The 13,603-nt window shown below is 62.5% G+C and carries 8 protein-coding genes; 5 read left to right on the top strand and 3 right to left on the bottom strand.

Annotated features, from left to right (window positions below):
- The first annotated feature begins 45 nt into the window (after nt 1–45).
- From L6439_RS20970 to L6439_RS20985, 4 genes are read left to right on the top strand one after another with little or no spacing between them, the layout of a single operon-like run.
- The gene (locus tag L6439_RS20970; protein ID WP_168181312.1) at nt 46–651 is read left to right on the top strand and encodes a DUF4912 domain-containing protein; all 606 of its coding nucleotides are present in this window, start codon (nt 46–48) and stop codon (nt 649–651) included.
- Nucleotides 648–3,560: a 1,4-alpha-glucan branching protein domain-containing protein gene (locus L6439_RS20975; RefSeq protein WP_213469188.1), complete on the top strand. Its 2,913-nt coding sequence runs from the start codon at nt 648–650 to the stop codon at nt 3,558–3,560. Before L6439_RS20970 ends, L6439_RS20975 begins: the two co-directional genes overlap by 4 nt.
- On the top strand, nt 3,560–5,992 hold the full coding sequence (locus L6439_RS20980; protein WP_213469189.1) for a sugar phosphate nucleotidyltransferase: 2,433 nt from the start codon (nt 3,560–3,562) through the stop codon (nt 5,990–5,992). Before L6439_RS20975 ends, L6439_RS20980 begins: the two co-directional genes overlap by 1 nt.
- Nucleotides 5,993–5,996: 4 nt before the next feature.
- Entirely contained in the window at nt 5,997–7,988 is a 1,992-nt protein-coding gene (locus L6439_RS20985; RefSeq protein WP_213469190.1) for a glycoside hydrolase family 15 protein, read from the top strand.
- A gap of 147 nt (nt 7,989–8,135) precedes the next feature.
- Here the strand turns inward: L6439_RS20985 and L6439_RS20990 are convergent, their stop codons facing one another.
- Nucleotides 8,136–8,666 carry a GNAT family N-acetyltransferase gene (locus L6439_RS20990; protein WP_172878997.1) on the bottom strand — a complete coding sequence of 177 codons (531 nt, stop codon included), beginning with the start codon at nt 8,664–8,666 and terminating at the stop codon, nt 8,136–8,138.
- Between the two features lie 130 nt (nt 8,667–8,796).
- Here L6439_RS20990 and L6439_RS20995 point away from each other — a divergent pair, with 130 nt between their 5' ends.
- Nucleotides 8,797–10,590 (top strand): ABC transporter substrate-binding protein, encoded by a 1,794-nt coding sequence (locus L6439_RS20995; protein WP_213469191.1) that lies wholly within the window; start codon nt 8,797–8,799, stop codon nt 10,588–10,590.
- 217 nt (nt 10,591–10,807) lie between these two features.
- Here L6439_RS20995 and L6439_RS21000 read toward each other — a convergent pair whose 3' ends face one another.
- Entirely contained in the window at nt 10,808–10,990 is a 183-nt protein-coding gene (locus L6439_RS21000; RefSeq protein WP_168180118.1) for a hypothetical protein, read from the bottom strand.
- A gap of 446 nt (nt 10,991–11,436) precedes the next feature.
- Nucleotides 11,437–13,428, bottom strand: coding sequence for a S9 family peptidase (locus L6439_RS21005; RefSeq protein WP_168180117.1), 1,992 nt, complete (start codon nt 13,426–13,428; stop codon nt 11,437–11,439).
- Nucleotides 13,429–13,603: the final 175 nt, after the last annotated feature.

The following is a 13,603-nucleotide window of genomic DNA, read 5'->3' on the forward strand; positions in this document are numbered from 1 at the left end:
CTTTTTAATTTGGAATATTCTGGTTTACAGTCGGATAGTATTAGGGTGTGGTCCGATTATCATCCGTTTTATCGTCCGTTTTCACCCCTATATTACCGAAAGGAGGGCCATCTTATTTCTATTCGCAATGACCTTTCCCATTCGACCCGCGAACGCCCGTCCGCCATTCATCTGATGGTCAAGGACCCGGACACCCTGTTCGCCTACTGGCATATCTCCCCGCGCAGACGCGCTGCCGCGGAACGGCATTACGGGCTCCCCTGGGGCGAGATGAGGAAAAACATCCGCCTCTACGCCGCGCCGCTCCCTGAACGGCTGCAGTCCGGGAGCGGGGATTCGCCGCTTCCCTTTCACGATTGCCGCGATTCCAGAGTCCAGAAACAGGAAGCGGCTTCGGCATATCTTCGTCCCGTGCTGCCCGGAGGAGCCCATGCGGCCGATTTCGGCATTCTGGATGACGACTCCCATTTCGTGCCGCTTGTCCGTTCTTCCATTCTATGCATCCCAATGGCCGCGCATGCCTATTCCCATTCGGCCCGGCTCCATCCCGCGTCACCCGGAATCATGGCGCCCAAGGCCGGGGGCGGCTCTCTGTTCGAGCAATTTTCCGTATATACGCTATATTCCAAGCATGAAGGAGTCCACGCATGAGCACAACTGTTCCGCATTGCAAGCGTACCTCCTCCGCCCAGACGGGCCGGATCGCTCTTCTTCTCCATGCCCATCTGCCCTATGTGCGCCATCCGGATCGCAGCGGCACGCTGGAGGAGCGGTGGTACTTCGAAGCCGTGATGGAGACGTACCTTCCGCTGCTGGATCGGTTCCAACAGCTTGAGCGGGACGGCGTCCCGTTCCGGCTGACGATCTCGCTCTCCCCCACTTTACTTGCCATGATGGAGGACCGCCGCCTTCACGAACGGTTCGAAGCGCATCTGGCCCAATCCATCCGCCTCGCTTCCTCCGAGATCGAGCGGCTGTCGGCAGAGGGCCCGCTGCGGCAAGCCGCCGCCATGTATCTGGAGCGCTGGCGGCGGTACCAAGCGCTGTACCGGGATTGGGAGGGGCGTCTCATCGGCGGGTTCCGCCATTATATGGAGCGGGGCTATCTGGAGTGCATCACCAGCGCCGCGACCCACGCCTTCCTACCTTACGTGAAGCAGGAGAAGCTGGTTCGCGCCCAATTGGAGGCCGGGCTTCAGGAAGCGGAGCGCCATCTCGGCCGGCGGCCGGCGGGGCTGTGGCTGCCCGAATGCGCCTATTCCCCGGCCCTCGCGCGCCAGCTCCAGGCCTGCGGCATCCGCTACGTCGCCGTGGCGTACGATACCTGGGCGAAGGCGAACCCGGCTCCGCCCGCCCTGCCGTACGCTCCTGTCATGACGACGGGGGGCATCGCTGCCTTCGCGGGGGATCCCGAGTCGTCCCGGCAAGTGTGGAGCAGCCGCGAGGGCTATCCCGGCGATGCCGACTACCGGGAATATTACCGGGATATCGGCTTCGACCTCGGCTGGCATGACGAAGCCGAGTGGAACTATATCCGCCCCTATCTGCTGGAGGACGGGAGCCGGCTCAATACGGGGTTTAAATATTACCGGATTACCGGAGCGCAGGCGGCCAAGGCGCCGTATTGTCCGGATCGGGCTCTGGCCAAGGCCCAGGAGCATGCGCGCCACTTCCTCGACTGCCGCGAGCGGCAGCTTCGGGAGGCCGGGGCCGTCATGGACCGGATCCCCGTCGCGGTCTGTCCTTACGATGCGGAGCTGTTCGGCCATTGGTGGTACGAAGGGCCGCTCTGGCTCGAAGCCCTCTTCCGGGAGCTGCATGACCGGCAATCGGGGCAGGCGAGCGGTCTCGCCTTCGTCACGCTGGGGGAGGCGCATGCCGAAGCGGAGCTGGCGCCGTCGCCCGAGGCCGAGCTTCCGTTCGGAAGCTGGGGCCGCGGAGGTTACGGCGAAGTATGGCTGCAGGAGCGCGGCGATTGGATCTATCCGCTGCTGCATGAAGCGGAGGACCGGTTGCTGCAGGCCTCGGAACGGCTCCGCAAGCAGGCCGGTCCGCATCCGGTGCTCGACGGCATGATGAACCGGGCGCTGAAGGAATGGATGCTTGCCGCAAGCAGCGATTGGGCGTTCATTATCGATGCCGGCACGGTGGCGGAATATGCGGCAGCGCGGACACGGGAGCATCTGCGCCGCTGCCGGATTCTGCTGGACGCCGTCATGGAGGGGCAGGAGGAGGCAGAGCTTCTCCGCCAGTGGGAAGCGGACTATCCGTGCTTTCCGGGACTCGATTACCGGACGCTGCTCCGCGGCGAGGCGGAGAGCGCCGCGGAGCGGCGCTTCGTCCGGAGGGACGACCCGGTTCCGGCCGCGCGGGTGCTGATGCTTGCGTGGGAGTTCCCGCCGCTCGTCGTCGGGGGGCTGTCGCGCGCCGTCTACGACCTGTCGCGCCATCTGGCGCGCAGGGATTGCGAAGTGCATGTCCTGACCCGCGAGGTCCCCGGCTCTCCGGCGTACGAACGGATGGACGGCGTCCATGTCCACCGCGCGGCGATGCTGGCTCCGCTAACTCCTCCCGCGTTCATGGATTGGGTCTTCCAGATGAACGCTGCCCTGAGCGACAGCGCGGATGCGCTCGTGCGGGAAGGCTTGGGCTTCGATTATATGCATGCGCATGATTGGCTCGTCTATCCGGCGGCACACGATCTGAAGGAAACATACGGCTGGCCGCTCATCAGCACGATCCACGCGACGGAATACGGGCGTAACCACGGGCGGATCGAGAGCGGGCTGCAGCGCCGGATTCACGGCATGGAGCAGCGGCTCGCCGCGGAATCCGATCATGTCATCGTCTGCAGCTCGGCCATGCAGGACGAGGTGCAGCGGATTTTCGAGCTGCCGCCCAGCCGCATCTCGATGATTCCGAACGGAGTCGCCATGCAGGAGGAGGAGGACGGCGAAGCTCCTTCCAGACAGATGGAGCGGACGGCGTTCCCTCCGGCGCATGAATCGGAAGCCTACGGTCCGATGCTGTTCTTTGTCGGCCGGCTCGTCTACGAGAAAGGCGTTCACGTGCTGATCGATGCGATGCCGCAGATTCGGGAAGCCGTGCCCGGCGCGAAGCTTCTCATCGCGGGAACGGGACCGATGAAGCAGGAGCTGTCCGCCCGGATCGAGGCTCGCGGGCTCGCGGGGCAGGTCCGTCTGCTCGGCTTCGTGGACGATGAGACGCGCGACGCATACATACGGGCGGCCCGTGTCTGCGTTTTCCCCAGCCTGTACGAACCGTTCGGCATCGTCGCCCTCGAAGCGATGCGCTTCGGCACCCCGGTCGTCGTCTCCGACACCGGCGGGCTCGGCGAGATCATCCGCCACGGGGTCGACGGCTACAAGGCGCTGCCCGGGCAGGTCGAATCGCTGGCCTGGCATGTGACCGATCTGCTGCTTCATCCGGAACGGGCCTCCCGCATGGCCGCGGAAGCCGTCCGAACCGTGCGCCGGCATTACGACTGGCGCGCCATCGCCGCCTCGACGAGAGAAGTATACGAAGGAGTGAGTCCCTGATGAAAGCCGTAATTATGGCCGGAGGCAAAGGTACCCGGCTGCGCCCGCTCACGCTGCATACCCCGAAACCGATGGTCCCGCTCTTGAACCGGCCCTGCATGGAATATGCGCTGGATCTGCTGCGGCGCTGCGAAATTTACGAGATCGGCGTGACGGTGCAGTATCTTCCCGAGGTCATTCGCAATTATTTCGGCGACGGGTCTGACTTCGGCGTGAGACTCCATTACTTCGAGGAGGAGAGTCCGCTCGGGACCGCGGGCAGCGTCAAGCATGCCGCTTCCTTCCTCGACGAGACGTTCCTGGTCATCAGCGGAGACGCGCTGACCGACTTCGATCTGCGGGACGCGATCGCATTTCATCGGCAGAAGCGGGCGATTGCCACGATGGTGATGGCGCGCGTCGCCTCTCCGCTCGAATACGGGGTCGTCATGACCGACGAGGAGGGGCGGGTGACCCGCTTCCTGGAAAAGCCGGGCTGGAGCGAGGTATTCAGCGATACGGTCAATACGGGCATTTACATTTTGGAGCCGGAGCTGCTGGAACGCATTCCGGACGGCATCAGCTACGACTTCAGTCTCCAGCTCTTCCCGCGGCTGCTGGAGGAAGGGCAGCCGCTCTACGGCTATGCGGCCGAAGGATACTGGTCCGACATCGGGACGCTTCAGCAGTACCGCCAGACGCAGTACGACATGCTCGATCGCAAAGTCGCCGTCCGCATTCAGGCGGCCGAACCGATGCCGGGCCTGTTCGTCGAGCAGGGCGTGCGGCTGCCGTCGAGAATCCGGCTGATCGGACCGTCCTACATCGGCGCGGGCTCCACCCTTCACCCTTCCTGCTCCATCGGCCCGTATACGATTCTCGGTTCGGGCAATGTCGTCTACCCGCACGGCGCACTGGAGCGCAGCATCGTCTGGAACGGCTGCAGCATCGGCAGCCGCGCCGAACTGCAGGAAGCGCTGATCATGGATCGGACGCAGGTCGGGCAGGACGTCCGCATACTAGAAGGAGCGGTCATCGGGAGCGGCTGCGCGCTCGGCGACAAGTCGGTCATCCGGCCGGAGGTCAAGCTGTGGCCGGGGAAGCGCGTCGACCGCCTGCGCACCGTCAACGCCTCGCTGATCTGGAGCGAGGACGCGCCGGCCTCCCTCTTCCGCGGGAGCCTCGTCTGCGGCACGCCGAACGCGGATCTGACGCCCGCCTTCGCGGGAGAGCTTGCGGCCGCCTATGGCTCGGCGCTGCCGGCGGGGTCGTCCGTCGTGCTGGCCCGCGGCCCGCATGACTTCGATGCCCTGCTCCAGACCGCGTTCGCCGCCGGGCTCCGATCCGCCGGCGTGCATGTGACCGACATCGGCGAAGTGTCGGCGGCCTGCGCCCGGTACGCGATCCGGAAGCTCGGCGCAGCCGGGGCGGTGCATATCGGGCTGCGCCCGCCGGCCGCAGGGGGCGGCCCCGAGCGGGGCGTCCTCTGCTGGATGGATGCCGAGGGGCGGCCCCTCTCCAGCGCTGCCGGGCGCAAAATCGAGCAGGCCTACTTCCAGGAGGATTATGCAAGGGGCGCGGTCGATCGGCTGGGCAGACTCGAGCCGTATGCCCACGCTCGGGCGGATTATATCGCGGCGCTGCAGCGCGAGCTGGATCTGGAGTCGATCGCGGCGGCGAACTACACCTTCGTCCTGCACGCTCCTGCCGCTCACGCGCCCGAGATCGAGGCCTGGGCCGCCATGCTCGGCGGAACCCGAATCCATCTCCGGGCGGAGACGTCGAGCCCTGCCGCTGTGATGGAGCAGCTCCGCCGCCTCGAAGCCGACTTCGGCATCGTCTGGGACGCCGGCGATCGGCTGCAGGTCATGACGCCGGACGGCGGCCTGCATGAACCGGAAGCGCTGCTTCCGCTGATGGTGCGGGCACTGGCCTTGCGCGGCGTCCGGGCTTCTCTGGGCATCCCGGTCAGCGCGTCCGCCGCCGTCGAAGCCGCCGCCGAAGGGAGTCTGCTGGACATTGTTCGCACGAAGGAGGATCTCCACGCCCAGATGGAAGCCACCTCCGGCCTGCCCCTTCATCCGGGGGCCCATCCGCTGTATGCGGCAGGCCTGCTCATCCAATGCGCGGCCGCCGAAGGAAGAACGCTCCGCGAACTGCAGGAGCAGCTTCCTTCGCTGTGCATGGCGAAGGAGGAGATTCTGTGCCGCCGGGAGGAGACCGGGCCGCTGCTGCGGGGCATCACCGAATGGGTGCGGCAAGGGAAGCATCGGGCCGAATTGCTCGATGGCATCCGGCTTCAGGCCGAGGACGGATGGATCCTGATCCTGCCCGACGCCGAGGAGCCCCGCTTCCAGATCGTCGCCCAGGCGGACAGCATGGATACCGCGCGCCGCCTGGCCCGGCAGTATGCGAACCGGCTGGCGAAGACGCAGCTTCTTATAAGGAAGTGATACGATGCCGAGACCCCTTGTCGTAGGCAACGGCAAGTTCCTTGTCAACCTGGACGATCGATGCAATATCCGGGATATCTATTATCCCTATGTCGGGCAGGTCAATCATGTCGGCGGCTACCGCTGCCGCACCGGCCTCTGGGCGGACGGCCGGTTCAGTTGGCTGGAGGACGGCGCCTGGCGCGTCAGGCCGGCCTATGCCGAAGACTCCCTCGTGACCGAGGTCGAGGCCTGGCATGACGGCCTCGGCTTGATGCTGCGGATCAACGATGCGGTCCACCAGCGGGAAAACATCTTTCTGCGGCGCGTTCAATTGCGGAATGAGGCGGATAGGGCGCGGGAGATTCGGATTTTTTTTCATCAGGATCTGGCCATTAACGAGACCGAGGTGGGAGATACCGCCGCGTACTACCCCGATAACCGGGCCCTGTTCCACTACAAAAAAAACAGCTACTTCATGTTCAACGGCTGCTCCGCCCAAGCGGAGGGAACGACGGCCGGAACCCACGAGTATACGACCGGGATCAAGCGGTTCCATCAGGCCGAAGGAACGTGGAAGGATGCGGAGGACGGCCATCTGATGGGCAATCCGATCGCGCAAGGCTCGGTGGACAGCACGTTCAGCCTGCGCCTGATCGTCCCGGGCGGCGAGACGCGGGAAGCCTATTACTGGTTCAGCGCCGGGAGCCGGTTGGAAGAGGTGAAGCGTCTGGACCGCTATGTGGCCGACAGCCACCCCGGGAGGCTGATCGATCGGGTGCGGACCTATTGGCAGCGCTGGGCGAACAAGCGGAGCAAGCCGTTCGCCGATCTGGAGCCGGATCTCGTGCGGCTATACAAGCAGAGCCTGCTGGCGGTCCGCAGCCAGACGGACGTGAACGGCGCGATTATCGCCGCCAATGATACGGACATCATGCAGTTCAACCGCGATCATTACAGCTACATGTGGCCGAGAGACGGCGCGCTTGTCGCGCAGGCGATGTCCGCCGCGGGCTATCACGGCATGATCGCCCCTTTTTTCCGCTTCTGTGCGGACGCCTTGACCGAAGATGGTTATCTGCTTCATAAATACAATCCGGACGGGACGGTCGGCTCCAGCTGGCATCCGTATTTGCATGACGGCCAGGAGCAGCTTCCCATTCAGGAGGATGAGACGGCGCTCGTTCTGCACGCGCTCTGGCAAGATTATGAGCTCCATGAAGATATCGAATTGCCGCAATCGCTCTACCGCACCTTCATCCGCAAGGCGGCGCGCTTCCTGCTCGAATATTGCGACGACCGCCTCGGCCTTCCCCGCCCGAGCTACGATCTGTGGGAAGAGCGGTACGGCATCTTCACCTTCACCTCCGCCGCCGTGTACGGAGGCTTGACGGCGGCCGCACGCTTCGCCGCCCTGTTCGGCGACGACGAGCGCTCCGACGCCTATGCGCGGGGAGCGGAGGAGATCAAGGCCGGAATGCTGCGGCATCTGTGGAACGAGGAACACGGCCGGTTCGCGCGCGGGCTGCACCGGGTAGACGGCCAATGGCGGCAGGACATGACGCCCGAGAGCAGCATCTTCGGCATCTACGCCTTCGGCGTGCTGCCGCCGGACGATCCGCGCGTCGCCTCGACGATGCGCTCCTTGAGAGAGGCCTTGTCGGTGCGCAGCGCCACAGGCGGAATCGCGCGTTATTGGGGCGACTATTATTTCCAGCGCTGCTCCGACATGGAGGTGGCGCCCGGCAACCCGTGGATCATCTGCACGCTCTGGTTCGCTTGCTATGACATCGCGATCGCGACCTCGCTCGAACAGCTCGCATCAGCGCGCCGCACGCTCCGCTGGGTCGCTGATCACAGCCTGCCGAGCGGTCTGCTTCCGGAACAGCTCGATCCGTATGACGGAAGCCCCGTGTCGGTCGCTCCGCTTACTTGGTCGCATGCGGCCTATATCGACACGGTGCTCAAATATGTCGCGAAATACGAGCAGCTCCAAGCTTCGCAGGCTTGCTCCTGATCCCATTTTCGCGCAGAGGAAAAAGCAGCCTGACGGCAGGGTGTTCTCTCCCCTTCCGTCAGGCTGCCATCACGTTAAGCTTCCACTTCACGTGCCCTGTCAAGCAGACATCCCGGTTCCCCGCAAGCTGCGGTTCCGGCCGCCGGCTCAGTCCGTGAACTCCGATTGCAGGATGCCCATATGAATAATATGATGCCACGCTCCGTCGCGGTACAACGCTTCCCGGGAGACGCCTTCCCGGCGGAAGCCCGTCTTCTCGTACAAGGCGATGGCTCTTGCATTGAAGCTGAACACCCGCAGCGACACGCGGTGGAGATTCAGCTCGCGGAAGGCGTAGCGCAACAGCAGCGAGAGCGCCTCCCGTCCGTATCCCTTCCCCCAGTACTCCGGCTCGCCGATATCGATAATCAGCTCGGCATTGCGGTTCTTCTCATCGATTGCGATAAGCGAAGTGACGCCGATCGGCTTGTCTTCCGCCGCATCCGCGATGACATAGGTTTTGGAAGCCGTGGAGCCAAGAATGACATTCCTCACGAACCCCGCCGTATCCTCCTCGCTGTATACGTCCATCGCCGGGTTCGTCCAGTACATCGCTTCCGGCGTATTTCTCCACTTATGATAGACGCTGATATCCTGCTCCGTCATTTTGCGGAGCTTGATTCGCTCTGTTGCAAACATGTCCTCTCTCCTTTCATCCCTCGAAATGTGCAAAATTAAGCAACTTGCCCCTCTATTATCTCCTTTGTCAAAAGCGGAAAAAAGGGTATAATCATGTTTCAAATGTCCCCTTTTGCGACAGAGGTGAAACATGAACCCCGATTATTTGGAGATGCGCGCCCGTTTCTACCCGCGCGAGAAGGAGCGCCGCGTGCGGCTCCGTCTGGATGAGCTGGCCGACGTCTGGACATGCAGCGCCAAGCAGGCGAAGCGCAAATTAAAAAAACTGGAAGAGGACGGCATCTGCGCCTACATTCCCGGCCGAGGCAGGGGCCATTGTTCCGAGCTCCGGTTCCGCACCGATTTTCAAGAAGATCTGAACGCGGCGATCCGGCATAGTCTTCATGCCAAAAATATGGAGCTGCTGATGCATATTCTCCAGCTTCCTTGTCCAAAGCAGTGGAGCGGTCAGCTGCTGCGGCCGATGCAAGAGCTGCTGGGGCTGCAGGCCCCTGACCCGATCACCGATGTGCTGGAGGCGATCGTAACCTTGCCCGTGACGAATCTCGATCCGGCCCAGGCATCCATTACGTACGATCTGATGCTCGTCTCGCTCATCGGCGACACGCTGCTGCGGTACGATGCGGAGCGGGATCGGCTGCTCCCTCATCTGTCCGCCGCCTGGGAGACGGACGCGGACTGCCGGACGTGGACCCTCTATCTTCGCAAGCAGGCCCGCTTCCATCACCGCCGGCCGCTGACAAGCGGCGACGTGAAGTTCAGCCTGGAGCGGTTGATGCAACCGGACTGCGCCAACCGGTGGCTGGCGGAGGACATCGACGCCGTCGACTGCATGAACCCGCTCACCGTCCGCATTGCTCTGAAGCGCCCGAATCCGTTGTTCGGCCGATTCCTGGCAGCGGCGCCGACGACGATCGTCGCGGCGGACGCCCCGGTTCATGGCCGGCATTTCATCGGAACCGGTCCGTATGTGCTCGCGGAATGCAATCGGCGCAAAGCGGTGCTGGAAGCGTTCGATGAGTATTTCGGGCTGCGGCCTTATATTGACACCGTCCAATTTTGGCATGTGCGGCCGGAGGCCGCCCATCAGATCGGCTACCACCTGGCCGGCACTGGCGCACAACCCGAAGCTAGGAGAGACGGCGGCGAAGGCGGGGAGACGGATCCTGTAGCCGTGGAGGAGCGGGTCGAGCAAGGCTTCCGCTTCCTGTTGTTCAATACGAGGCATTCCGGACGGATGCGGGACCAGGCGCTGCGGAACGCCATTCATGAGCTATGCGACGTGGAGGCGATGTGGCGCGATCTGGATCGAAGCGGGCTCGTCCCGGCCTCGCATTTTGTCCCGGGGAAGAGCAAGCCGTTCGCGCGGAGCCTGCGCCAGGCGCGGCATTGGCTGGCCCAGAGCGGCTACAAGGGCGAGGAGGTGCATCTGTCCCTGCTCGATCTGCCCTCGGCATGGGAGGAGGGGCGCTGGCTGAAGCGGCGGGCGGCACGGATCGGGATCAATCTGGTTCTTCATCCGTATGCCCTTGACGAGCTGTATGACGGCTCTCGCGAAGAGCGCATGGACTTGATATTGTCCGGATACGTCTCGTCGCATGATCCGGTTCTGTCCATGATGGGAGCCTTTCACAATCCGGTGCTTCCTTTTCGGAAATGGATGGCTGACGAGCATATTCAACCCATCGACGGGCTGCTGGAACGGATGAAGCAAGCGCCTCCTCCTGCGGGGGAAGCGCTTGGCGATGACATTATCCGCTACATCCAAGACCACAGGCTGCTCGTCTTTCTGTATCATCCGCGGCATCGGCACCGCTTCGATCTGATGCTGCGGGATATTCAATTCGATCCGTTCGCCTTCCCCGACGTGACGGCCTTATGGGTGCGGCCCGCGTGGACGGCAGAAGGGAAGCCGCGGCCGTAGCGGCAGGCGCTCCGTGGACAAGCGCTGCAAGCGGGCATCATATCCCGGCGGCCCCGCCACGGATGAAAAAAGGCCAACCCGTAATCTCCGGTTGGCCTAATAGAGGATGAGGCTATCGCTTTTTATCTTCAAGAGACAGCCCCATCCCCGCTTAGGACAGCTCGACTGGCCCAAAAAAACTGCGAAAATGCAGTTTTTCCTTATGACGTGTGCTCCTTTAGAAGACTTCCTGCAAAACGGCATCAATTTCCGGATATCTGATGGATATTAGACAAAAATGGATGAAAATAATGTAGTTTAGCAGGAATTCCATCCAATTGCCCACCAAATAACGAAATTTGCTGCATTGGCGCAGGATTTTACTCCGCTCATCATCCTCTGCCGCTTTTCCGGCTTCCATTTTTTCCTCCGCCGTTTCCCGCTTCCGCCTTCACGGTCGGCCCCTTCGCTCCCTGCTCATCATCCCGCAAGATATCGTGCCGGGGTTCGACACATCCTGCCATTCATGCGGAATATCGATCCGGCATGCGGCATATCCTGCCATTCATGCGGGAATATCGATCCGGTATGCGAGACATCCTGCGGTTCATGCGGGAATATCGATCCGGTATGCGAGACATCCTGCGGTTCATGCGGGAATATCGATCCGGTATGCGACACATCCTGCGTTCACACGGAATATCGATCCGGTATGCAAGACGCCCTGCGTTCATGCGGAATATCGTCCCGGTATGCAAGACGCCCTGCGTTCATCCGGAATATCGTGCCGGTATGCAAGACGCCCTGCGTTCATCCGGAATATCGTGCCGGGCCGGGACATCCTGGGGGATTCGATGCAACCCCCAACTAGACGTATTGCTTCATCCAGCCGGCAATCCGATTCAGCCGCTCTACGCGCAGCTCGGGATGCCCGTTGCGCGACAGATCGTGATTGGCGCCCGGGAACCGCACCAGCTGGGTCGTCTTGCCCAGGCGCTTTAAGGCCACATAGAGCTGCTCGGCTTGCTCGATAGGGCAGCGCAGATCGTCCTCTCCGTGCAGTATCAGCAGCGGCGTCTGCACCTTATTTACATAAGCGAGCGGTGAATGCTTCCACAGCTTCTCCGGATCCTCCCACGGCTGGGCGCAGATCTGATACTCGGTGAAATAATAGCCGATATCGCTGACGCCATAGAAAGAGAACCAGTTCGAAATCGAGCGCTGGGTGACGGCGCCCTTGAAGCGGTTCGTATGGCCGACAATCCAGTTGGTCATGAAGCCGCCGTAGCTGCCGCCGGTAACGCCGAGCCGCCCTTCATCCACGAAATCGTAGCGGGCGATGGCCTGATCCAGCGCCTCCATAATATCCTCGTAATCCTTCCCGCCGTAATCTCCGCGGCAGGCATCGACGAATTTCTGTCCGTAGCCGTGGCTGCCGCGCGGGTTCGTATACAGAACCGCATAGCCCTGAGCCGCAAGCAGCTGGAATTCATGCATGAACGAATTCGCGTACATCGTATGCGGGCCGCCGTGAATCTCGACGATCATCGGCACCTTGCCGCCCGCGGACACGCCTGCAGGCTTCATGATCCACGCCTGCACCTTCCAGCCGTCGGAGGTCTCGACCCAGAACGAGTCCGGCCGGCTCAGCTTCAGCTCCGCCAGGAAGTCTTCGTTCGGGGCGGCCAGCCGGCGCTCTTCGCCCGTTCCCGTATCCCTGATGAACAGCTCTCCGGGCTGGAGCGGATCGGACGAGATGAAGACGATCCGTTGCCCGTCCTTCGTCACGGTGAATTGGGTAATCTCCCGATCGCCGGAGGTCAGCACCTCATATCCTCCCTCCAGCGGGAAGCGTGCGAGCTGAACGCTTCCTTCCGCCGAGACGAGCGAATAGACGGCGGAGCCATCCGGCGTGAAGACCGGAGCGGAAGAGCCGCCGGCCTTCATGTCGGTCACGGCCGCGTTGCCGAGATACAGATCGAGTTCGGCGGTTACGCACACGGTGGCCCCGCCCGCGGCCGGTACGGCATAAAGGCGGATCAAGGTCGCATTCTCATATTGGCGGTCATGGCCGAAGAACGCGATCGTGTCCCCATCAGGCGAGAAGGCGAGCTTCCCGATGACAAGACCGGATTCCGTCACGCGGCGGCAACCGCCGTCCTCGCAGTTCACGATAAAGATGTCTTGCGTGAAGACGAGATCCGGGTCGACCGCTTCATCCTCGACGCGCTTGGCGGCGAAGGCGGCATGGACGCCGTCCGGCGACCAGGCGAAATCATGGACATCATAATCTCCCGAAGTCAATTGAACGGTCGAGCCGGATTCAGGATGAAAGACAAATAAATGCGTGCGCTTGCCGTCAAGCAAGCCTTTGCCGTCCGCCTTGCATTTCAGCCGGTCGACGACGAGCGCCTGCTTGCCAGGCGCCTGCTTGCCATCTTCCTGCTCCTCCTTCTCTTCGCTCCCGGCCGGATCGATGCTTGAAGTGTACAACAGGCGGGCACCGTCCGGCGACCATTCAAATGCGCTGACGCCGAACTCCGCGTCCGTCAGGGCTTCCGCTTCCCCGCCATCGGCCGCCATCGTCCAGATCTGCTGGCGCTTGCCCTTCTTGCGCAGGAAGGCCAGCTTCGTCCCGTCCGGCGACCAGACAGGCGCGCTGTCCTGCTCCCCGTGCGTAAATGCCTTGCTCTTCGTTCCGTCTGCGGCCGTAATATGTATGCGGGAGCGGTATCCGCTCTTCTCCTCATTGACCTGCTTCGCCACATAGGCAATCTTCCCGTCCTGCGGATTGACGGCCGGATCGCTTAACCATACGAACCGGTATAAATCTTCCGCTGTGATGGCGCGCTGCTCCATCGTAACACCTCCCATGCTTGATATACCTAGTATGGCATTCCTTCCCTTCTCAAGACAAGCCCAATACGGCAAAGTCCCGCGCGCATATGGTCTCCGTTCGATTCATTCCCCCCGATGCTTACCGTCCGGCTTCCGGTTTGATTAGGACAGAGACTCCGGAGCAAAGCTGGCGGCT

The organism is Paenibacillus dendritiformis, from assembly GCF_021654795.1.
In the GTDB taxonomy this organism is placed as follows: Bacteria; Bacillota; Bacilli; order Paenibacillales; family Paenibacillaceae; genus Paenibacillus_B.

Coding starts and splice junctions, on each gene's coding strand:
- L6439_RS20990 (WP_172878997.1), bottom strand. CDS start 8,666: ATGTTTGCAACAGAGCGAATCAAGCTCCGCAAAATGACGGAGCAGGAT.
- L6439_RS20985 (WP_213469190.1), top strand. CDS start 5,997: ATGCCGAGACCCCTTGTCGTAGGCAACGGCAAGTTCCTTGTCAACCTG.
- L6439_RS20980 (WP_213469189.1), top strand. CDS start 3,560: ATGAAAGCCGTAATTATGGCCGGAGGCAAAGGTACCCGGCTGCGCCCG.
- L6439_RS20995 (WP_213469191.1), top strand. CDS start 8,797: ATGAACCCCGATTATTTGGAGATGCGCGCCCGTTTCTACCCGCGCGAG.
- L6439_RS21005 (WP_168180117.1), bottom strand. CDS start 13,428: ATGGAGCAGCGCGCCATCACAGCGGAAGATTTATACCGGTTCGTATGG.
- L6439_RS20975 (WP_213469188.1), top strand. CDS start 648: ATGAGCACAACTGTTCCGCATTGCAAGCGTACCTCCTCCGCCCAGACG.
- L6439_RS21000 (WP_168180118.1), bottom strand. CDS start 10,990: ATGGAAGCCGGAAAAGCGGCAGAGGATGATGAGCGGAGTAAAATCCTG.